Below are 22016 nucleotides of genomic sequence, written 5' to 3'. Positions count from 1 at the left end.
GAAGCTTCGACGGGTGGGTGCCCGTCACTCCTTCTCGATGGTGACCTTGCTGGGCTTGGCGCTGCGCTCGTCGGTGGTCGGCTTGGTGGGTCGCTTGCCGTTCTCACCGGTGCTAGTGATCTTGGTGGGTTTGGCGCCCCGGCCACCCTCGCCCGGTACGGCGGCCACCGTCGGCTCCCCGTCCACCCCGGCGCTCGCCGTGCCACCATCCACAGTGGTCACCGGCTCGGCCACCGGCCGCGTCGTGGACTGCCCGGACTCGTCCGCGGCGGCGTTCACCGGCTGCCTGGTGTCGGCGGGCTCCGTCTTCAGCCCGGTGCCCGCACCCGACGCGGTGCCCGCACCCGGCCCGGAGGCCGCACCCGACCCGGTGCCCGCACCCGACGCGGTGCCCGCGCCGGCGGTGACGCTCGCGCCGTCGTCCCCACCATCGGCTACGCCATCGCTCGCGCTGGCGTCTCCGGCCGGCGCGGTCGGGCCGTCGATCGGACCGGTGACACTCTGCAACCGCAGCTCGGACATCTGACGCTGAAGCTCGTCGGACTCCTGCCGGGCCTTCCACGTCTCCTGCCGCAGATCCGCCAACTGCTGCTGGGCCTGGGCGATCTCCAACATCACCTGGGCCAACTGCTGACGACCCGCCGCCGACTCCTGCTGGGTCGCCGCCAGGTGCTGCTGGGTGGTGGCCAGGTGCTGCTGCGTGGTGGCCGCGTACTCCTCGAACTGCCGCCGGGACGCCGCGACATGCTCGTCGGCCTTGCGGCGCTTGTCGCTGGCCTCGGCCTCGGCCCGGCTCAGGAGCTCGGCGGCCTCCGCCTCGGAGCGCTGGCGCAGCCCCGCCGCGTCCTGCTCGGCTGCCTGACGGACGCCGGCCGCGCCCTCCTCGATCTCGTTCTTGCGAGCCGTGTACTCGGTCTCCAGCTCGTTCTTCCGGATGGAGTATTCGGCTTCCAGATCGTCCCGGCGGGTGGTGAACCCGGTCTCCAGCTCCTGCTGACGGCTGGCGAGCCCGGCCTCCAGCTCCTGCTGGCGCGACGCGTGGTGCTTGTCCAACTCGTCGCGGCGCTTGGCGAACTCCTGCTCGGCCGCGGACCGTCGCTGCGCCAACTCCCGATCGGCCGCCTCCCGACGGGAGTTGACCTCCTGCTCCACACCGGCCCGCCACGCGCCCAGCTCCTGCTGGGTCTGCGCCCGGGTGTGCTGCACGTACGCCTCGGTCTCGGTGCGCATGCGTTGTACGTACGCCTCGGTCTCGGCGCGGCTGCGCTTCGCCGATTCGGTGGCCTGCGTCGTCAGCCGCTCGGCCTCCTGCTGCGCCTTGGCGCGGGTGGCCCGACCGGCCATCGACGCGTCGTCGATGATCTGCTTGGCCTCCTGCTGCGCCTTGGCGTGGGTGGCTCGCCCCGCTTCGGTCGCGGTGTCGGTGAGCCGCTTGGCCTCCTGGAGCGCCTTGGCGTGCACCTCCTTGGCGGCGTCGCGCAGATCGCTGGCCTCCTGCCGGGCGTTGGCCAGCGTCTCGCGGGCCGTCTCGCGCAGCTTGTTGGCCTCCTGCTGGGCCCGAGTGTGGATCTTCTTGGCGGAATCCCGCAGTTGGGTGGCCTCCTGCTGGGCCTTCGCCAGAGCGTCCTGCGCGGCCTTGCGCAACTGCGCCGACTCGTCCTTCGCCGACCGCAGGGCGGCGTCCGCCTCGGCCCGCTGCGCGGCGCTGTGCCGCTCCTCCTCCGTGCGTCGGGCGGCGAGGGCGAGCTCGAAGTCCTTCAGTGCCCGGTCGGCCTGCTCGCGGGCCTCCTCGATGATGTGCTCGGCAGCGGCCCGACGGGCCTCGATCTCGCCGTTGGCGTCGCCGAGGATCTCCTCCGCCTGCTCCTCGGCGAGAGCGAGGATCGACTCGACCCGTGGGCCGAGGTGCCGGAACGACGCCCGGTCGACCACGTTCATCTGCTTGCGCACCTGGGTCAGGTCGCGCTGGAGAACCTCGACCTGGCCGGCGAGCTTGTGGATCTGTGTATACGCCTGTTCCCGTTCGGAGGCGAGGGTCGCGATCTCGTGCTCAGCACGTGCGACATAACGGTCGACCTGTTTCTTCTCGTACCCCCGCAGAGCGGACTCGAAGCTGGGCTCCGTCGTCACGTCCCCGCCGAGAGCGAACAGTTCCTCGCCGTGCGACATGCCCCCATCCTCACACGCAACGGGCCCTGCTGGGGCGATACGGACGGGCCATGTGGGAGCTACTTCACTCCGTCGCGGCCAGCGGATACCATGGTTGAGGAAACGCATACGGCGCGAGGTGGCACCGGTTACCCGGTGTCACCTCGCGCCGTCGATGCCCCTACCTGACGCCTCGCGTCAGCCGGCGGTCTCCGCGGGCACCCGCTCCTGACCACCATCCGTCTTCTTTGCTGCTTCCGGCTTGGCGGCCGGAGCGGCCTGCGCCGGCATTCCCGGAACGATGCCGGCGAGACCGGAGAGCATCTGACCCAGCTGCGACGTGACAGCGTCCTTCTGCCGGGTGAGGTCCTCGACCTCGCGGCGGGCGGCCTGCGTGGTCAGCTCCGCCTCGGTGCGGGCCTCGGTGAGCAGGCGCTGCGACTCGGCCTTCGCCTCGTTGAGGGTCTTCTCCGAGTGGGCCTTGGCCTTGTCGACGGTCTCGGCCGCGTTGCGCTCCGACTCGACCCGCCGCGCCTCGGCGCGCTGCTCGATCTCCTTGGCCCGCTCCTGGGCGGCCCGGGCACGCTGCTCGGCCTCGCTGACCATCTTCTGGGTCTGCGCGACCTGGGCGGCGTGCCGCTCGGACTCCTCGCGCTCGGCCTTCTCCCGCCGCTCGGCCAACTGGAGCTCCAGGGCCTGGAGGTCCTTGTCGCGCTTGTCCCGCGCGTCGGTGAGCAGCTTGGTCGCCTCGGCGCGCTTCTCCTCAGCCTCGCGGGCGGCCTTCGCCCGCTGCTGGGTGATCTCCCGCTCGGCGGTGGCACGCAGGGTGGCGACCTCCCGCTCGACTGTCGACTTCAGCTCGGCCACCTCGTGCGCGGTGACCGTACGCAGCTGCTTGGTCTCCCGGTCGGCGTCGGCGCGCAGCGTGTCGGCCTCGCGGCGAGCCTGCACCCGGACCTCGGCGGCCTCGCGCTCGGCGGCCGTGCGCAGGTTGCCCGCCTCGCGCTCGGCGCTCGCCTTCATGGCGGCGGCCTCGGCGCGGGCCTTGTCGGTGATCTCGCGGGCCTCGAGGCGGGCGGCGGAGAGGATGCCCTCCGACTCGCGCTTGGCCTCGTTGCGGTGGTCGTTCGCCTGCTCCTCGGCGAGCCGCAGGATCTGCTCGACGCGCGTGCCGAGCCCGGAGAGGGTGGGTCGGCTGTTCTCTTCGAGCTGCTTGTTCGTGTCGGTGAGCTTCTGCTCGAGCGCACTCATGCGCTGCTCGGCCTGGCGGAGCCGACGCTGGGCGTCGTTCATCCGCTGCTCGGCCTCGGCACGGGCCTGCTCGGACTGGGTCAGCGCGGCGGTCATCCGGCCGAGGAAGTCGTCGACCTGATGGGTGTTGTATCCGCGCAGGCCAACGGTGAAATCTGGCTGCGAGTTCGCGTTATCGAAGAACGCGAGAGGGGAGGACTGCTGCTGGGGCATTGGGACATACTGGCAGACGCCCCAGGGTGCTTCGCAAGAGCGGTGCGAAGCTTTCGTGCCCTCTTTACATGGTCAACAGTCGCGATCGGCGAGGTTGGACCAATCGGCGATCTTGGCAGGTCCCGGCCTGTCGGACGCCACGCAGCGTGACGCGGAAAAGGGCCCCGGGGTTACCCCGAGGCCCTTTGTTCGATCCGGGTGACCTATCCGCAAATGGGAGCGGAAGAACAATGAGCGATCAGCGCAATGGTCATCCGGCGTTCCACCGTCCGGCCGGGACCTCCCCGGCGCTCCGGGTGCCGGGAGGTCAGTGACCCCGGAACCGGTTGATCGCGTCCTCGTGCCGGGCCCGCAACTCTCCGTCACGAACGCCCAGCCCGTCAGTGGGTGCGAGGCAGCGCACGCCCACCTTGCCCTGGTGGGCGTTGCGGTGCACCTCGTACGCGGCCTGGCCGGTCTGCTCCAGCGGATAGGTGCGGGACACCGTCGGGTGCACCTTGCCGAGCGCGACCAGGCGGTTGGCCTGCCACGCCTCGTGGTAGTTGGCGAAGTGGCTGCCCACGATCCGCTTGAGGTGCATCCACAGGTAGCGGTTGTCGTACTGGTGCAGGAAGCCGCTCGTGGAGGCGCAGGTGACGATGGTTCCACCCCGTCGAGCCACGTAGACGCTGGCGCCGAACGTCTCCCGGCCCGGGTGCTCGAACACGATGTCCGGGTCCTCGCCGCCGGTCAGCTCGCGAATCCGTTCGCCGAAGCGCCGCCACTCGTCCGGGTCCTGGGTCTCCTCGTCCTTCCAGAAGCGGAAGCCCTCCGCGGCCCGGTCGATGACCAGATCCGCGCCCATCCGGCGGCACAGCTCGGCCTTCTCCGGCGAGGACACCACGCAGACCGGAATCGCGCCGCCGTTGAGCGCCATCTGGGTGGCGTACCCACCGAGGCCGCCGGAGGCGCCCCAGATCAGCACCACGTCACCCTGCTTCATGTTGGCGCCGTGGTGCGAGACGAGCTGCCGGTACGCGGTGGAGTTGACCAGCCCGGGACTGGCCGCCTCCTCCCAGCTCAGGTGCCGCGGCTTGGGCATCAGCTGGTTGGCCTTGACCACCGCCAGCTCGGCCAGCCCGCCGAAGTTGGTCTCGAACCCCCAGATCCGCTGTTGCGGGTCGAGCATCGTGTCGTCGTGCCCGGCCGCGTCCTCCAACTCGACGGAGAGGCAGTGCGCGACCACCTCGTCGCCGGGGGCCCAGCGGGTCACGCCGGGGCCGGTGCGCAGCACCACGCCCGCGGCGTCCGAGCCGACCACGTGGTACGGCAGGTCGTGCCGGCGGGTCAGCTCGGAGACCCGGCCGTAGCGCTGAAGGAACTTGAAGGTGGACACCGGCTCGAAGATGCTGGTCCACACGGTGTTGTAGTTGATCGCGCTGGCCATCACCGCGATCAGCGCTTCGCCCGGGGCCAGCTCCGGCGTCGGCACCTCCTGCACGTGCAGCGCCTTGCGCGGGTCCTTGTCCCGGGTGGCCATGCCGTCGAACATCCGGGACTCCTCGGCGCGGACCACCACGCCCCGGTAGCTCTCCGGTACGGGCAGCCCGGCGACGCCGGCGAGTTCGCGGTCCGGATCGTTTGATTCCTCCGCCGCCATGATCGCTTCGAGGATGTCCTGCACGGTGACCTCCGGTTCTTCCGCACCCGCACGGGCCCGGGTGCTGCCATCGTCGGCGCCGGTGGGCACGACCGCCATGTCGGCATTCGACACATCCGGCACCGGTCGCGCTCCTGTGGGGCCGGACGTTACTGAACGGTAGCTAGGCCGGGAAGTCCTCTGTGAAAAACTGCATCCGCCGATGCGTGAAGGTGTCCAACCACCCCGCCAACCGCGCACTGACGTGCGCGCACCTCGGCCTCCAACGCTCGCCACCCCTCGTTGATCAAGAGCTTTCGGTCATCTGCGCGGGGCGGGCTGACGCAAACCTCTTGATCAACAGGGGTGGGGTGGGTCAGTGGGGGGTGGGGGCGGGTTGGACCAGTTCGACGAGGACGCCGCCGGCGTCCTTGGGGTGCACGAAGTTGATCCGGCTGTCGGCGGTGCCACGCCTCGGAGTCGCGTAGAGCAGGCGCATGCCGCGCTCGCGTAGCGCCGCGCAGGCCGCGTCGATGTCCACGACCGTGTACGCGACCTGCTGCACGCCCGGCCCGTTGCGGTCCAGGAACTTCGCGATCGTCGACTCCGGGGTGAGCGGGGCGAGCAACTGCACGCAGCCGCCCTCGGTGGTCGGTCCGACGGCCAGCATCGCTTCCCGGACGCCCTGCTCGGTGTTGGTCTCCACGTGCACGCAGCGCATTCCGAACGTCCGCTGGTAGAAGTCGATCGCGGCGTCCAGGTCGGCCACGGCGATCCCGACGTGGTCAATCTTGCGAAGCCCGATGTCTGTGACGTAGTCCGCACCGGGCTCGACGGGGGAGTTCTCTGCCATGGCGCTAGTCTGGCCGAACAATCGTTAAGGCGTACAGCTCGGCACCCCTTCGGAGGCAGGCATGGCTTCGGTGATCGTCAGCGGCGCGCGGACCCCGATGGGCCGGCTGCTGGGCAACCTCAAGGACCTCCCGGCCACGAAGCTCGGCGGCATCGCCATCAAGGCCGCGCTGGAGCGTGCCGGCGTCAGCCCCGATCAGGTCCAGTACGTGATCATGGGGCAGGTGTTGCAGGCCGGCACCGGTCAGATCCCGGCTCGGCAGGCGGCGGTCGAGGCCGGTGTGCCGATGTCCGTGCCGGCGCTGACCATCAACAAGGTCTGCCTCTCCGGCCTGGACGCGATCGCCCTGGCCGACCAGCTGATCCGCGCCGGCGAGTTCGACATCGTGGTGGCCGGCGGCATGGAGTCGATGACCAACGCCCCGCACCTGCTGATGGGCCAGCGCACCGGCTACAAGTACGGCGACGTGGTGGTCAAGGACCACATGGCACACGACGGGCTCAGCGACGCCTGGGACTGCTGCTCGATGGGCGAGTCGACCGAGCGGCTCGGCGCCCGGCACGGCATCTCCCGCGCGGAGCAGGACGCCTTCGCCGCCGCCAGCCACCAGCGGGCCGCCGCCGCCCAGAAGAACGGTCACTTCGCCGACGAGATCGCCCCGGTGGTCATCCCGCAGCGCAAGGGTGACCCGCTGGTGATCACCGAGGACGAGGGCATCCGTCCGGACACCACGGTCGAGTCGCTGGCCAAGCTGCGCCCCGCCTTCGCCAAGGACGGCACCATCACCGCCGGCAGCTCGTCGCCGATCTCCGACGGCGCGGCCGCGGTGCTCGTGATGAGCAAGGCCAAGGCGAAGGAGCTGGGGCTGACCTGGCTGGCCGAGATCGGTGCGCACGGCAACGTGGCGGGCCCGGACAACTCCCTGCACTCGCAGCCGTCCAACGCGATCAACCACGCCCTGAAGAAGGGCGGCCTGAGCATTGCGGACCTGGACCTCATCGAGATCAACGAGGCGTTCGCGCAGGTCGGTGTCCAGTCCACACGTGACCTCGGGATCAGCCCGGACAAGGTCAACGTCAACGGCGGCGCGATCGCGCTGGGGCACCCGATCGGCATGTCCGGCGCGCGTCTCGTCCTCACCCTCGCCCTGGAGCTGAAGCGGCGCGGCGGTGGCACCGGCGCGGCCGCGCTGTGTGGCGGCGGTGGCCAGGGCGACGCGCTGATCATCCACGTGCCGGGCAAGGCCGAGACGGACCAGTGAGCGAAACTGAGCACGTCCCGGCGGCGGGCACCACGTCGGTGCGCCGCAGCCGGGACGTACCGCTGCTGGTCGAACGGGCCCGCACGGGCGACCCCCGGGCGGTGGCTCGCCTGATCACGTTGGTGGAGAACGGTGACGCGCTGTTGCCGGAGATCGCCGCGGCGCTGGCGCCGTACGCCGGGCAGGCCCAGGTGGTCGGGCTGACCGGTTCGCCGGGGGTGGGCAAGTCGACCACCACGAACGAGCTGGTCCGCGCGCTGCGGGCGCGCGGGCACCGGGTGGGCGTGCTGGCGGTCGACCCGTCCAGCCCGTTCACCGGTGGAGCGATCCTCGGTGACCGGGTGCGGATGCAGGACCACGCCACGGATCCGGGCGTCTACATCCGGTCGATGTCCAGCCGGGGGCACCTCGGCGGGCTGGCCGCGGCCACACCGCAGGCGGTCCGGGTGCTGGAGGGCGCCGGCTGCGACGTGGTGCTGGTGGAGACCGTCGGCGTCGGGCAGGCCGAGGTGGAGGTCGCCTCGCTCGCCGACACGACGCTGGTGCTGCTCGCACCCGGGATGGGCGACGCGATCCAGGCGGTCAAGGCCGGCATCCTGGAGATCGCCGACGTGTTCGTGGTCAACAAGGCGGACCGGGACGGCGTCGACGCCACCGTCCGTGACATCCAAGGCATGATCGCGCTCGGCGAGCGCGGGCCGGGGCAGTGGCGGCCCCAGGTGGTCCGCTCCGTCGCCGCGCGGGGCGAGGGCATCGACGACATCGCCGCCGCCATCGACAAGCACCGGGGCTGGCTGGTCGAGCACGGCGAGCTGCGCCGCCGCCAGGAGACGCGGGCCGCCGCCGAGATCGAGGCGATCGCGCTCGGCACCCTCCGCGCCCGGATCGGCTCACTTCGCGACGGTACGGAGTTGGCCACGCTCGCCACCAGGGTCGCCGAGGGCGCTACCGACCCGTACACGGCGGCGGACGAGTTGCTCGCCCAGCTCGCGCGCTGACCCGACGTCGCGCCGGCCGGTGCGTCCAGCCTGGACGAACCCGACCCGCACCGTCCGGTGCGGACCGACGTCGTCGCTCGTGTGGCCGGGCCTCGCGCCCGCAAGCGAAGGTGGCTCCGGTTTTAGTAGGCTCGCCGCGCGTGGCCGCGAGTGAGGCGCTACGCGGCGGGCTGACGAGACGGTCGGTCCACAATGCGTCGGACCAGGGGAGATGTGATCATGACGGACGCGGTGGAGAACGCCGGAGCGGTGCAGCCCGCGACGGGGGCGGCCCGGGGTGTCACCTCGGTTTCCGACGAGGTCGTGGAAAAGATCGCCGGCGTGGCCGCTCGCGCGGTGCCGGGTGTGGCCGACCTCGGCGGTGACGTGGCCCGGTTCTTCAACAGCGTGCTCGACAAGGTCGGCCTCGACGAGGTCGGCGACGCTCGCCGGGGCGTCTCGGCCGACGTGAAGGGCAGCTCCGCCGTCATCAACGTGGTTCTGGTGATCGACGCCGGGCACGTGGTGGCCGACGTGACCGAGGCGGTGCGGGCCGCGGTGATCGAGGCCGTGGAGAAGTACGGCCTGACCGTCACGCAGGTGAACGTCACGGTGGACGACATCGAGCTGAACCAGCCGGGCGCGGCAGCGGTCTGAGGGGTGGTCGCCGGCCAGCTCACGTTACCCGTGGGTACGGCCTGACTTAGCGATCGTTCAGGTGGGGGCCTTACACTCGACAGGCAGTCGAGGACCCGAGGAGGAGCCCTGCTCATGGACGCCGACGAGATCGACGCCGGACGGGCGCGCTGGCAGGCCCGGTACGACGCCGCGCGCAAGCGGGACGCGGATTTCACCACGCTCTCCGGCATGCCGGTGGAGCCGGTGTACGGCCCGCCGGAGGGCGCCACCTATCCGGGCTTCGAACGGATCGGATGGCCGGGCGAGTATCCGTACACCCGGGGTTTGTATCCGACCGGCTACCGCGGGCGGAGCTGGACCATTCGGCAGTTCGCCGGCTTCGGCAACGCCCAGCAGACGAACGAGCGCTACAAGATGATCCTCGGCGCCGGCGGCGGCGGGCTCTCGGTGGCGTTCGACATGCCGACGCTGATGGGCCGCGACTCGGACGACCCGCAGGCGCTCGGCGAGGTCGGCCACTGCGGCGTCGCCATCGACACCGCCACCGACATGCAGGCGCTCTTCGACGGCATCGACCTGGCCGGCGTCACCACCTCGATGACGATCTCCGGCCCGGCCGTGCCGGTGTTCTGCATGTACCTGGTCGCCGCCGAGCGGCAGGGCGCCGACCTGTCCAAGCTGGACGGCACCCTGCAGACCGACATCTTCAAGGAGTACATCGCGCAGAAGGAGTGGCTGTTCGACCCCGAGCCGCACCTGCGCCTGATCGGCGACCTGATGGAGTACTGCGCCGCCGAGATCCCGCGCTACAAGCCGCTGTCGGTCTCCGGCTACCACATCCGCGAGGCCGGCTCGACCGCGGCGCAGGAGCTGGCCTACACCCTGGCGGACGGCTTCGGCTACGTCGAGCTGGGTCTCTCGCGTGGGCTGGACGTGAACGTCTTCGCACCGGGGCTGAGCTTCTTCTTCGACTCGCACCTCGACTTCTTCGAGGAGATCGCCAAGTTCCGCGCCGCCCGCCGGATCTGGGCCCGCTGGCTGCGTGACGTCTACGGCGCGACCAGCGAGAAGGCGCTCTGGCTGCGGTTCCACACGCAGACCGCCGGGGTGTCGCTGACCGCGCAGCAGCCGGTCAACAACGTCGTACGGACCGCCGTCGAGGCTCTCGCGGCGGTGCTCGGCGGCACGAACTCGCTGCACACCAACGCGCTGGACGAGACCCTGGCGCTGCCCACCGACGAGTCGGCCGAGATCGCCCTGCGTACCCAGCAGGTGTTGATGGAGGAGACCGGTGTGGTCAACGTCGCTGACCCGCTCGGCGGCTCCTGGTACGTCGAGGCGCTGACCGACAAGATCGAGGCCGAGGCGGAGGAGATCTTCGCCCGGATCCGGCAGCTCGGCGGGGACGGGCCACACCAGATCGGCCCGATGACCTCGGGCATCCTGCGCGGCATCGAGGACGGCTGGTTCACCGGGCACATCGCCGAGTCGGCCTTCGTCTACCAGCAGGCCCTGGAAAAGGGCGACAAGAAGATCGTCGGGGTCAACTGCCACACCGGCACGGTCGCCAAGGAGCTGGAGATCCTGCGCATCTCGCACGAGGTGGAGCTGGAGCAGCGCCGGGTGCTCGCCGAGCGCAAGAGCGGGCGGGACGAGGAGGCGGTGCGTGCCGCGGTCACCCGGATGATCGCGGCGAGCCGTACCGACGAGAACATGATCCCCGCCATGCTCGACGCCGTCCGCGCCGAGGCCACCCTGGGCGAGATCTGCGACGCCCTGCGAGCCGAGTGGGGCACCTACCGAGAGCCAGCCCGCTTCTAACCCCAGCCCTGACCCCCAGCCCTGACCCCCACCCCCGTCGATCTTGCAGTTTCTGCGGTGCCATAAGGCATGAATGCGGCATAGCGGCGACAGAAAGTGCAAGATCGCGGGGGTGGGGGGTGGGGCGTGAGAGTTGCAACGTCGGGGTTGCGGGTGAGCTGAGAATCCGGGCTCACGTGCGAGACTAGGTAACCATGAGCGACCCACGGATCACCTCGTCGATCTTCACCCGCGGCGCGGTCGACCTCAGCACGCTGCGTGGCCCCGCACCAGCAAGTACCCGCCCCGGCACGCCCCCGCAGGGCGGCCCGTCCAACGGCGCCCCCGGCGCGCCCACCGCCGGCGGTGACACCGCCATCGTGGACGTCACCGAGGCGACCATCCAGTCCGACGTGCTCGAACGCTCGATGGCCACGCCCGTCGTCGTGTTCTTCGGTGCGGCCGGCTTCCCGGAGAGCGACGAGTTCGCCCCGGTCCTGGAGCGGCTGAACGCCGAAGGCGGCGGCACCTGGGTGCTGGCCCGGGTCGACGTGCAGGAAAATCCCCGAATCGCCCAGATGTTCCGGGTGCAGGGCATTCCCATGGTCTACGCGGTCGTCGGCGGCCAGCCGGTCGACGCCTTCTCCGGAGTGGTTCCCGAGGCTCAGCTGCGGCAGTGGATTCAGGCCGTGCTCAAGGCCGGTGGCGTGGCAGTCGTCGAGCCGGAGGACCCCCGCCTCGACGAGGCGGACGACGCGCTGATGAGCGGCGATCTGGACGCCGCCGAGCAGGCGTACCGGAAGATCCTCGCCGACGCCCCGGCGGACGCCGCGGCCACGGCGGGGCTGGCCCAGGTCGGAGTGGCCCGCCGGGTGGCCGGCGCCGACCCGTCCACCGCGCTGGCCGCCGCCGAGAGCGCCCCCGACGACGTCGCCGCCCAGCTGCTGGCCGCCGACATCGAGGTGCTCAGTGGCCTGGCCGAGCAGGCGTACGCCCGGCTCGTCGGTCTGGTCCGGCGCACCGCCGGCGAGGACCGTGAGACGGTTCGCCAGCACCTGGTCTCGCTCTTCTCCATTGCCGGCCCGGACGATCCGGCGGTCGCCTCGGCGCGTCGGGCTCTGGCCAGCGCCCTGTTCTGAGTTCGTAGCACGCCAGCGCGGGCCGGCGTTCCGGCCGGCCCGCCCGACCACCGAGGACGGGAGCTCACGATGCGCCGGATCGCCGTCCTCGACGCGCCGACAAATCTTGGTCTACGGCCGCCGACGCCCACGTCGGTCCCGGGTTGCGCCAAGGCGCCCGGGGCGCTGCGCGACCACGACCTGCTGGCCCGGCTCCGCGCCCGCGACGCCGGCTGCGTCACCCCCGCCCGGTACGACCCGGGCGACTGGCGGCCCGGCGACGGGGTGTGTCACGCCCGGGAGATCGCCGACTACTCGTTGGCCCTCGCCGAACGCATCGGCTCGATCATCGACCGGGGCGAGTTCCCGGTGGTGCTCGGCGGCGACTGCTCCGTGCTCCTCGGCTCGGCCCTGGCCATGCACCGCCTCGGCGAGGCCGTCGGCGGGCGGATCGGGCTGGTCTTCGTCGACGGGCACTCCGACTTCCGGCACCCCGGCAACGCCTCCTACGTCGGCGCCGCCGCAGGTGAGGACCTGGCCCTGGTCACCGGGCGCGGGCAGGCCGACCTGGCCGCGCTGGAGGGCCGCCGGCCCTACTTCCGCGACATCGACGTGGTGGTGCTCGGCATCCGGGCCCAGGACGAATACCGGCTCGACCTCCAGGCCGCCGGGATCACCACCCGGCCGGTGCCGGCGCTGCGCGCCGAAGGCGCCGCCCGGACGGCCCAGTGGGCGCACGAGCAACTCGCCGACTGCGCGGGCTACTGGGTGCACATCGACGTGGACGTGCTCGACCCGGCGGTGATGCCCGCCGTGGACGCCCCCGACCCGGGTGGAATCGCCTTCGCCGAGTTGGAGATCCTGCTCGCCGGCCTGGTCGACACCCCGCACTGCCTCGGCGTGGAGCTGACCGTCTTCGACCCCGACTACGACCCGGACGGCTCGTACGCGGCCGAGATCGTCAACACAGTGGTCGCCGGTCTGGCGCCGGTGACCGCCCCGGAGGCAGTGCCGCCCCGACTGCTGACGGCACGGCCGACGCCCAGCCCTCGACGCGTCAACGGCCGGACCGACAGTGCGCAGCGGTCCGGCGGTGCGGGGCGGCCTGGCGGTGCGGAGCAATCGGACGGTGCGGAGCGGTCGGACGGTGCGGCGAGGGCTGGTGGGCTCGACGCCAACGCGGACCTTGCTGGCGGCGACGGCTTTCCGGGGGGAGTGGCTGACGCCGACCGCGACGGGTCGGTCGAGGTGGCGCAGCCGGGTCTTTCCGGGCGCGCCCACGCCGAGCCGTCAAGGGTGGCGGTGATCCCGGTTCCGGCCGAGCGCGAACCGGTCGGTCCGCCCGTTTCGGCTGGGCCGGGCCTGCTCCGGCGAGCCTCGTCGCCGGCGGACGACACGTCGGCAGAGAGTGTTGCTGCTACCGAGAACGGCGCCGACCTGCACAAAGCTGACACCGCCTGACGTGATCCGCAGCCCGTCAGCCGCTGATCGACTCGGCTTCCTGGAAGTCGGGGTTTCCAGCGCCGTCGGACAGCGCGATTTCCAGGAAACCGAGTGGATCAACGCCGGCGGGGCCGCCCGTCGCGCGATGGGACGGCGGTCGGGGTCAGGTGGCCGGGAGAGCGCGCAGGAAGCGCTCGGCGATCGGAACGGCTGAGGCCGTGCTGGCCCCGCCCTTCTCCACGAAGACAGCGAACGCCACGTCGCCCCGCCAGCCGACGAACCAGGCGTGGGTGTGCGCCGGGTTGTCGTCGTACTCGGCGGTGCCGGTCTTGCCGTAGACCTCGCCCGGCACGTCCTTGAGCGCGCTGCCGGTGCCGGCGGTGACCACCTCGCGCATCATCGTGCGCAGCGCCGCGACGGACTCCGGCTTGAGCTGCTCGCCCGCCGGGGCCGGCTTGGCCGGTGCCGGGTCGATCAGCAGCTTCGGCTGCTCGAAGCGGCCGCGGGCGACGGCGGCGGTGGCACCGGCCATGGCGAGCGGGCTGACCAACGTGGTGCCCTGCCCGAACGACGCGGCGGCCTGTTCGGCGAGGCTGCCGCCCGTCGAGACCTTGCCGGTGAAGGCGTCCGTGCCGAGATCCCACTGACCCTCCAGGCCCAGCGAGCGACCGGCGGCGGCCAGCCCGTCGCCGCCGAGCTTCGGGGCCAGCGCGGCGAACGCCGTGTTGCAGGACTTGGCGAAGTCGGTGCGGAACGGCACCGAGCCGAGCTCGAAGTTGTCCGAGTTCTTGAAGGACCTGCCGTCCACGGTGAAGGTCTTCTTGCAGTCCACCGGCCCGTCCAGTGTGACCGCGCCCCGGTCCAGCAGGCCCAGCGTGCTGACCATCTTGAAGGTGGAGCCGGGAGGCACCTGGGCGTCGAAGGCCAGGTTCTCCCCGGCCGGACCGGGGCCGTTCGCGGCGGCGAGCACGGCGCCGTCGCTGATTCGGAGCGCCACCAGGGCGGAGCGGCGCGGCTCGGCGCGCAGTGCCCCGTCGGCCGCGTTCTGGACGGCGACGTCCAGCGTCGTCTTCAGCGCCTGCCCGGGCTGCGGCTCCCGGCGGAACAGTTCGGTGCCGGTGGGTTCGAGTTTGCCGCCCTCGGCCGGACGCTCGACCACCACGGTCAGCCCGGGGCCGCCGCGCAGTCGCTCGTCGTAGCGGCCCTGTAGACCGCCGTGCCCGACCAGGTCGCCGACGACGTACCGGTCGGGATGCGCGGCGAGGTCGTCGGCCTGCGCCGGGTCGACGGTGCCGAGCAGCGCACGGGCGAACTCGCGGGTGGGCGCCAGGTCGATCTTGTCAGTGACGAACTTGGTGCCGGGCAGGTCGTAGATCCGGGGCTTGATCTGCCGGTACGCCTCCTCACGCAGCGACACCACCTCGACGAAGGCACCCGGTTCGGCCTCGGCCACCATCTCGGGCAGATCGGCCAGGTCGACGCCGGGAACCAGCGCCGGGCGAATGGCCTTGAACGCCGCGTCGAGGTCCTTGACGAGCTTCTTCAGGTCGGCGACCCCGTTGGGCTGCACACCCACCCGGACCACGGTGCGCGGGGTCACGAGTGGCTTCCCGGCGTTGTCCAGCACGGCGGCGCGGGCACCGGCGTCGCGACGCAGCGCCAACCGGTCACCCTTGGTGAGCTGCTCGTGCACCACCGTCGGCTCCCAGATCACCTGCCACTGGTCGTCGTCGCCGTGGGCGAGCCGGACCTCCCGGTCGTACGCCCAGCGGGTCTGACCGGGCAGGGCCCACTCCACCTGGACGGTGGTGGTCGCGATGTCCTTCGTGATCTTCGGCTCGCCGCGACGCGTCAGCGTGGGCGGGGTGGCCGCCAGCTCACCGGAGAGCTCCTTGATCTCACGTGCGACGTTCGCCGACGGCAGTTTCGAGCCGAGCGGGTCGATCAGACCGACCGCCTGGAGGTCACCGCTGCGCCAGCCCGCGAGGAAGGCGTCCACGGTGCGTTGCGGCCCGTCGTCACCGGAACAACCGACGAGGACGCCCGCCGCGAGCAGCGCCGTGGTGACGCCGGCGGCGAGCCGGCGGGCGGGGTTAGGCCGGTGGGGCCGGGGGTACGACAAGGGCATGAAGCTGGTCCTTCCGATCTCGGACTGCCCTCGCACGGTAGTACGGGAACGCCGTCCCCAACGTCCCCCAGGTGCTCGGCCGCGCTCAAAGACGAGCCGCGCCCGTGTGATGAACATCGCGTGGCGGGGTATCCCGCAGCCGGCCTACCTCGGACCCGCAACGGGTGAAAGGACAAAGTCCCGATCCGGACGTCTGGCCAGTGGTCCGCCGACGAAGGCGCACAACGGCAGGGCCTAGGCTGGGCGGCAGAGTGACCCACAACGCGATGGGTCGAGGGGAGTGGCACCGATGGACCGGCGTCCGGCGATCAAACCGGAACCCGACCTCCGGCAGGATGACTCCGGCCGGGACGATGACAGCTTCGATTCGGCGACCGACGGGGACGGCTACGGCCGACTCGACACGGGAGTCACCGGGCTGACCGGGTCGAGCATCGACACCATCTACGATCTGGGTCTGCCAGCCGAGGCGCTGGCCGACGACGTGGAGGACGCCGAGCTCGACGAACCCGTTCCCAACGCGGAGCGCCTGGTGGCCCAGGCCGTCGCGCTCGCCGGGGACGACCATGACGCGGCGACACTTGTCGGCCGTTTCTGGCGGTTCGCCCCGGACGAGGAGCTGGTCGGCTTCACGGCGGAAGAGATGCTCGACGCGGCCCGGGCACACCGGGATCTCGCCCAGCAGCGGGTGCCGGGTGAGTTGAAGCTGCGGATCCACGAACCGCACGCCGACCAGCACCACACGGTCGTCGAGATCGTCACCGACGACATGCCGTTCCTGGTCGACTCGGTGACGGCGTTGCTCAACTCGTACCACCTCGACGTGCACCTGCTGGTGCACCCGTTGGTGGTGGTGCGGCGGGAACCGCTGGGCCGGCTCACCGAGGTCTCCGCGGATGTGGAACCGGACGACGCGATCGCCGGCGACATCATCGAGAGCTGGATGCGGATCGAGATCGATCCGGTCCGGGACGCGGCCGAACGGGACCGGTTGCGCCGCGAGTTGCAGCGGGTGCTCACCGACGTGCGGGAGGCGGTCGAGGACTGGCCGAAAATGCGTCAGCGTGCCCTCGCGCTCGCCGACGAGCTGGCGTCCGCCCGTACCTCCGACAACCGCCCACCGGTGCCGGAAAAGGACATCACCGACTCGGTGGAGCTGCTGCGGTGGCTCGCCCAGGACCACTTCACCTTCCTCGGCTACCGCGAGTACCGGTTGGTGGACGCCGACGGCGGCGACGCCGCCGACCCGGTCGACGGCAAGGCGTTGGAGGCGGTGCTCGGCACCGGTCTGGGCATCCTGCGCTCCGATTCGCCGGATGCGCGGTCGCTGTCCTCGATGACGACCGAGGCGCACGAGAAGGTGCTGGAGAAGCGCCTGTTGATCATTACCAAGGCGAACTCCCGGGCCACCGTGCACCGCTCGGCGTACCTGGACTACGTCGGCTTCAAGATCTTCAACTCCGACGGCGACGTGATCGGTGAGCGGCGCTTCCTCGGGCTGTTCTCGACGGCCGCCTACCGGACCAGCGTCCGCGAGCTGCCGGTGGTACGGCGCAAGGTGGCCGAGGTGCTGGACCGCTCTGGTCTGAGCCAGCGCAGCCACTCGGGCAAGGATCTGATCCAGATCCTGGAGACCTACCCGCGCGACGAGCTGTTCCAGATCAAGACCGACGACCTGTACCACGCGGTGGTCGGCGTGCTGCGGATGGCCGGCCGCCGGCAACTGCGGGTGTTCCTGCGCCGGGACGCGTACGGGCGGTTCATCTCCTGCCTGATCTACCTTCCCCGGGACCGGTTCACCACCCAGAACCGGCTGCGCATGCAGGACATCCTGCTGCGTGAGCTGAACGGTGTCGGGGTGGACTACACCACCCGGGTCACCGAGTCGATGCTGGCTCGGGTGCACTTCATCGTCCGTACCGACCCGACGCGGCCACCCGGCGACATCGACGCAGACCTGCTCGCCGAGGAGTTGGCCGACGCCACCCGGCTGTGGGACGACGACTACCGGTTGGTGCTGGAGCGCAAGCTCGGCGACGAGCAGGCCAAGCACCTGTTCACCCGGTACGCCGACGCCTTCCCGGAGGGCTACAAGGACGGGCACACGCCGTACGAGGCGATGAAGGACCTGGCGAAGCTGGAGCTGCTGGAGGAGCCCGGCCAGCTGGAGATGCACCTGTTCCGCAAGCAGTTGGCGCCGAGGCCGGGCACCCGGGTGCCGGGAGCCGACCTGGCCGAGGCGATGGACGTCCGGTTCAAGGTCTACCGGTACGGCGAGCCGATGATGCTCTCCGCCGTGCTGCCGGTCCTGCACTCGCTCGGCGTACGGGTGGTCGACGAGCACCCGTACGAGGTGGACCGGATCGACGGTCGGGTCTACCTGTACGACTTCGGCCTCATGCTGCCCGAGGGGCATCACGAGCTGGCCGAGGTGCGCCCGCACGTGGAGAACGCCTTCGCGGCCGCCTGGCGCGGCGAGGCCGAGGTGGACCGGTTCAACGAGCTGGTGCTGCGCGGCGGGCTGACCTGGCGGCAGGTGGTGGTGCTGCGGGCGTACGCGAAGTACCTGCGGCAGGCCGGCACGGTCTTCTCGCAGGACTACATGGAGCAGACCTTCATCGCGTACCCGAAGCTCGCCGCGTTGCTGGTGGAGCTCTTCGAGACCCGGTTCGCGCCGGGCGAGTTGAGCGCCGAGCAGCGCCAGCAGCGCAGCGGTGAGCTGGTGGAGACGATCCGGGGCGCGCTGGACGACGTGGCGAGCCTGGACCAGGACCGGATCCTGCGCTCGTACCTGACGCTGATCGAGGCGACCCTCCGGACCAGCTTCTACCAGAAGCGCGCCGACGGGCGGCCGAAGGCGTACGTGGCGTTCAAGCTCGACCCGCAGGCCATTCCGGACCTGCCCGCGCCGCGACCGAAGTTCGAGATCTTCGTCTACTCGCCGCGGTTCGAAGGTGTGCACCTGCGGTTCGGGCCGGTGGCCCGGGGCGGGTTGCGGTGGTCCGACCGTCGGGAGGACTTCCGGACCGAGGTGCTGGGCCTGGTCAAGGCGCAGATGGTGAAGAACACCGTGATCGTGCCGGTCGGCGCCAAGGGCGGCTTCGTGTTGAAGCAGAAGCCGGGCGACCGGGACGAGGCGGTCGCCTGCTACCAGGAGTTCGTCGGCGCGATGCTGGACGTCACCGACAACATCGTCAGCGGGCAGATCGTGCCGCCCGAGGACGTGGTCCGGCACGACAGCGACGATCCGTACCTGGTCGTGGCGGCCGACAAGGGCACGGCGACGTTCTCCGACATCGCCAACGAGATCTCCAAGGCCCACACCTTCTGGATGGGCGACGCGTTCGCGTCCGGCGGATCCGCCGGCTACGACCACAAGAAGATGGGCATCACCGCCCGGGGTGCCTGGGAGTCGGTCAAGCGGCACTTCCGTGAGCTGGGTCTGGACACCCAGGCCCAGGACTTCACCGTGGTCGGCGTCGGCGACATGTCCGGCGACGTGTTCGGGAACGGGATGCTGCTCTCCGAGCACATCCGGCTGGTGGCCGCCTTCGACCACCGGCACATCTTCCTCGACCCGGAGCCGGACGCCGCCACCTCGTACACGGAGCGTCGACGGCTGTTCGACCTGCCCCGCTCCTCCTGGGAGGACTACAACACGGAGCTGATCTCGGCGGGTGGCGGCATCTTCCCGCGTACCGCGAAGTCCATCCCGATCACGCCGCAGGTCCGGGCGGCGATCGGCCTGGACGACGACGTCACGCAGTTGTCGCCGCAGGACCTGATGAAGGCGATCGTCACCGCTCCGGTGGACCTGTTCTGGAACGGCGGCATCGGCACCTACGTCAAGGCCTCCACCCAGACCAACGCCGAGGTGGGCGACAAGTCCAACGACGCGATCCGGGTGGACGGGCGCAGTCTGCGCTGCCGGGTGGCGGGCGAGGGCGGCAACCTGGGCTGGACGCAGCTCGGCCGGATCGAGTACGCGTTGACCGGTGGCCGGATCTACACGGACTTCATCGACAACGCGGCCGGGGTGGACACCTCCGACCACGAGGTGAACATCAAGATCCTGCTCAACACGGCGGTGGCCGATGGTGAGCTGACCATGGCCGACCGCGACGAGCTGCTGGCCGGGATGACCGACGAGGTCGCGGAGCTGGTGCTGCGCGACAACTACGACCAGGCTCGGGCGATCAACAACGCCCAGGCCCAGGCCGCCTCGCTGCTCCCGGTGCACCGTCGGATGATCAACGAGCTGGAGCGTTCGGGCGGATTGGACCGCGCGTTGGAGGCGCTGCCGCCGGACGAGGAACTGGCGGTCCGCAGCGAGTCCGGGCTGACCGCGCCGGAGTTCGCCGTGCTGCTCGCGTACGTGAAGATCGTCCTTGAGCGGGAGATCCTCACCGACGGGTTGGCCGACGAGGAGTGGACGACCGACGTCCTGGTCAACTACTTCCCGACGCCGATGCGTGAGCGGTTCGCCGACCGGATGGGCCGGCACCGGCTTCGCCGGGACATTGTCACCACGGTGCTGGTCAACGAGGCGATCAACCGGGGTGGCATCTCGTTCATCTTCCGGGTGGTCGAGGAGACGGCGGCCAGCGCGGCCGACGTGATCCGGGCGTACGTGGTGGTCAGCGAGGTGTTCGGCCTGCGCGACCTGTGGGACGAGGTCGAGGCGCTGGACAACAAGGTGGCGCCGGAGCTGCAGACCAGCGTCTACCTGGACACCCGTCGACTGCTCGACCGCGCGGTGCGGTGGTTGGTCTCCAACCGGCGCTCGCCGATCGACGTGCCGGCCGAGATCGCCCGGCTGCGCGACGGGGTCACCCGGCTGCTGCCGGGGCTGGAGGAGCTGTTCTACGGCAACGAGCGCCAGGGCATCGCCGCGCACATGGACTCGATGACCGAGCGTGGGCTACCCCGCGAGTTGGCCGAGCGGGCCACCCGGCTGATGTACAGCTTCGGTCTGATGGACGTGGTGGAGACCGCGAACGCCAGTGGGCGGGACGTCAGCGAGGTGGCCTCGGTCTACTTCGTGCTGTCCGACCTGTTCCGGGTGGACTCGCTGCTGTCGAAGATCTCCCTGCTGCCGCGGGAGGACCGCTGGCAGACCCTCGCGCGGATGGCGCTGCGGTACGACCTCTACGCCGCGCTCGCCGCGCTCACCGCGGAGGTGCTCGACTCCACCCCGGGTGACCTGCCGCCGCACGAGCGGGTGCAGCAGTGGGAGCAGTCGAACGCCACCTCCATCCACCGCGCCCGACGGGCGATGGGTGAGTTCGACGAGTCGCGGGCGGATCTCGCCGCCCTGTCGGTGCTGCTGCGCCAGATCCGCACCCTGGTGCGGACCTCCGCGGCAGCCTGAGTCAGGTACGCCGGACGCGGTCCGGCCGGTCGGGGTGACCCGACCGGCCGGACCGCGTTCTTTCGTCGTCGATCAGGCCGCCAGGGTGGCGAAGACGACGATGTTGTCCGGGTAGCTCTTCGCGGCCTGATCGAACTGGCCACCGCAGGTGACCACCCGCAGGCCGGGCCGGTCACTCGGTCCGTAGACCAACTCGGTGGGGAAGGCCGTCTTCGGGTACGACTTGACCGAGTCGACAGTGAAGGTGGCCGGCACCCCGTCGGCGCGGCGCACCGTGACGGTGTCGCCGGGGGTCAGAGCGCCGAGGTCGAAGAAGACGGCCGGGCCGAGTACCGCCGAGTCCACGTGCCCGACGATGACCGCGTTACCCGTCTCGCCCGGGCTCGCACCCGGCTCGTACCACCCGGCCTGGTCGGCCTTGTCCAGCGGAGGGACCTGGACGGTGCCGTCCGGGTTGGTGCCCAACGACATGATCGTCGCGTTGACGCCGATCCGGGGGATCTCGATGCTCGTCGGTGCCGACCGGGCCAACCCGACCGCCGACTGACCGACCGGTTGCCCGTCGACCGGTTGCCCGTCGGCCGGAGGGGCATCGTCGGCGGTGTTCGCCGGCGCGGTCGGCTCGGGGCCGGCCTGGGCCAGCGGCTGTGGCGGCCGGGGATTGGGCGTGGTCTTCAGGGAGGCGCCGATCATGCCGGCGCCGATCATGGCCATGGTGACGACGACGGCCGTGCCGGCGGCACGCCACGGTCTCCCGCGACGGCCGCCGGCCGGTGTCGTCGTCACGTCAGACGAGCGAACCATCGGTCCGCCGACGACGCATCAACACGATCCCGCCCAGCGCGGCAGCGCCGAGCAGGCCCGCCCCGCCGGTGGCCAGGCCGCGGTCGGTGCCGGTGCTGGCGCCACCGTCACCACCGTCGACGCCGCCGTGCGGCAGCACGACGAGCTCGCCCTCGCCGCACGAGCCCTTGAGCTCGTAGCGACCCGGCTTGGCGTCCTTGTCGACCTTGGCTTCGCCGTAGTAGACGAACTCGCGCTCCTTGTCCCAGTCACGCTCGTCCGAGCCGCGCTCGTCCTTGCCGTAACCGCCACGCTCGTCGGAGCCGTGCTCGTCCTTGTTCTCCCAGCCCTTGTCCGAGCCGTAGTCGGAGCCGTGCTCGTCCTTGTTCTCCCAGCCCTTGTCCGAGCCGTAG

The 22016-nt window shown here is 70.9% G+C and carries 13 protein-coding genes and 1 pseudogene; 7 read left to right on the top strand and 7 right to left on the bottom strand.

The window, feature by feature from the left end:
* Nucleotides 1–24 precede the first annotated feature (24 nt).
* From ACIBEF_RS01190 to mce, 4 genes are all read right to left on the bottom strand, one after another.
* A complete protein-coding gene (locus ACIBEF_RS01190; protein ID WP_396790107.1) occupies nucleotides 25–2169 on the bottom strand; it encodes a hypothetical protein in 2145 nt (714 codons plus the stop codon).
* A 177-nt stretch (nucleotides 2170–2346) separates the two neighbouring features.
* Nucleotides 2347–3612 (bottom strand): DivIVA domain-containing protein, encoded by a 1266-nt coding sequence (locus ACIBEF_RS01185; RefSeq protein WP_091405818.1) that lies wholly within the window; start codon nucleotides 3610–3612, stop codon nucleotides 2347–2349.
* Between the two features lie 307 nt (nucleotides 3613–3919).
* Nucleotides 3920–5275, bottom strand: coding sequence for a crotonyl-CoA carboxylase/reductase (ccrA, locus tag ACIBEF_RS01180; protein ID WP_396790423.1), 1356 nt, complete (start codon nucleotides 5273–5275; stop codon nucleotides 3920–3922).
* A 331-nt stretch (nucleotides 5276–5606) separates the two neighbouring features.
* Nucleotides 5607–6083, bottom strand: a complete 477-nt coding sequence (gene mce, locus ACIBEF_RS01175; protein WP_355008997.1) for a methylmalonyl-CoA epimerase — start codon at nucleotides 6081–6083, stop codon at nucleotides 5607–5609.
* 61 nt (nucleotides 6084–6144) lie between these two features.
* On the opposite strand from mce, the gene ACIBEF_RS01170 reads away from it, so the two are divergent.
* From ACIBEF_RS01170 to ACIBEF_RS01145, 6 genes are all read left to right on the top strand, one after another.
* Entirely contained in the window at nucleotides 6145–7344 is a 1200-nt protein-coding gene (locus tag ACIBEF_RS01170; RefSeq protein WP_396790104.1) for an acetyl-CoA C-acetyltransferase, read from the top strand.
* Nucleotides 7341–8342, top strand: coding sequence for a methylmalonyl Co-A mutase-associated GTPase MeaB (gene meaB, locus ACIBEF_RS01165; protein ID WP_355008995.1), 1002 nt, complete (start codon nucleotides 7341–7343; stop codon nucleotides 8340–8342). The genes ACIBEF_RS01170 and meaB overlap by 4 nt, the downstream gene beginning before the upstream one ends.
* A 219-nt stretch (nucleotides 8343–8561) precedes the next feature.
* Nucleotides 8562–8978 (top strand): Asp23/Gls24 family envelope stress response protein, encoded by a 417-nt coding sequence (locus ACIBEF_RS01160; protein ID WP_396790102.1) that lies wholly within the window; start codon nucleotides 8562–8564, stop codon nucleotides 8976–8978.
* A 114-nt stretch (nucleotides 8979–9092) separates the two neighbouring features.
* Nucleotides 9093–10781 (top strand): methylmalonyl-CoA mutase, encoded by a 1689-nt coding sequence (locus tag ACIBEF_RS01155; protein ID WP_396790100.1) that lies wholly within the window; start codon nucleotides 9093–9095, stop codon nucleotides 10779–10781.
* Nucleotides 10782–10975: 194 nt separating this feature from the next.
* Complete coding sequence (locus tag ACIBEF_RS01150) at nucleotides 10976–11899, top strand: tetratricopeptide repeat protein (protein WP_396790098.1); 924 nt, start codon at nucleotides 10976–10978, stop codon at nucleotides 11897–11899.
* Between the two features lie 69 nt (nucleotides 11900–11968).
* Nucleotides 11969–13339, top strand: coding sequence for an arginase family protein (locus ACIBEF_RS01145; RefSeq protein WP_396790096.1), 1371 nt, complete (start codon nucleotides 11969–11971; stop codon nucleotides 13337–13339).
* A gap of 145 nt (nucleotides 13340–13484) precedes the next feature.
* Here ACIBEF_RS01145 and ACIBEF_RS01140 read toward each other — a convergent pair whose 3' ends face one another.
* Complete coding sequence (locus ACIBEF_RS01140) at nucleotides 13485–15449, bottom strand: penicillin-binding transpeptidase domain-containing protein (protein WP_396790094.1); 1965 nt, start codon at nucleotides 15447–15449, stop codon at nucleotides 13485–13487.
* A gap of 289 nt (nucleotides 15450–15738) precedes the next feature.
* Between ACIBEF_RS01140 and ACIBEF_RS01135 the strand changes: the two genes are divergently transcribed.
* Complete coding sequence (locus ACIBEF_RS01135; RefSeq protein WP_396790092.1) at nucleotides 15739–20820, top strand: NAD-glutamate dehydrogenase; 5082 nt, start codon at nucleotides 15739–15741, stop codon at nucleotides 20818–20820.
* 72 nt (nucleotides 20821–20892) lie between these two features.
* Here ACIBEF_RS01135 and ACIBEF_RS01130 read toward each other — a convergent pair whose 3' ends face one another.
* Together ACIBEF_RS01130 and ACIBEF_RS01125 are read right to left on the bottom strand one after the other, a co-directional pair.
* A complete protein-coding gene (locus tag ACIBEF_RS01130) occupies nucleotides 20893–21606 on the bottom strand; it encodes a class F sortase (protein ID WP_396790090.1) in 714 nt (237 codons plus the stop codon).
* A gap of 1 nt (nucleotide 21607) precedes the next feature.
* Nucleotides 21608–22016, bottom strand: a pseudogene (locus tag ACIBEF_RS01125) (hypothetical protein); the annotation flags it as partial.

This window comes from Micromonospora sp. NPDC050795 (assembly GCF_044456785.1).
GTDB lineage: Bacteria > Actinomycetota > Actinomycetes > Mycobacteriales > Micromonosporaceae > Micromonospora.
Note: the sequence above shows the minus strand (reverse complement) of the source record. Positions and strands in the feature narration are given on the sequence as shown.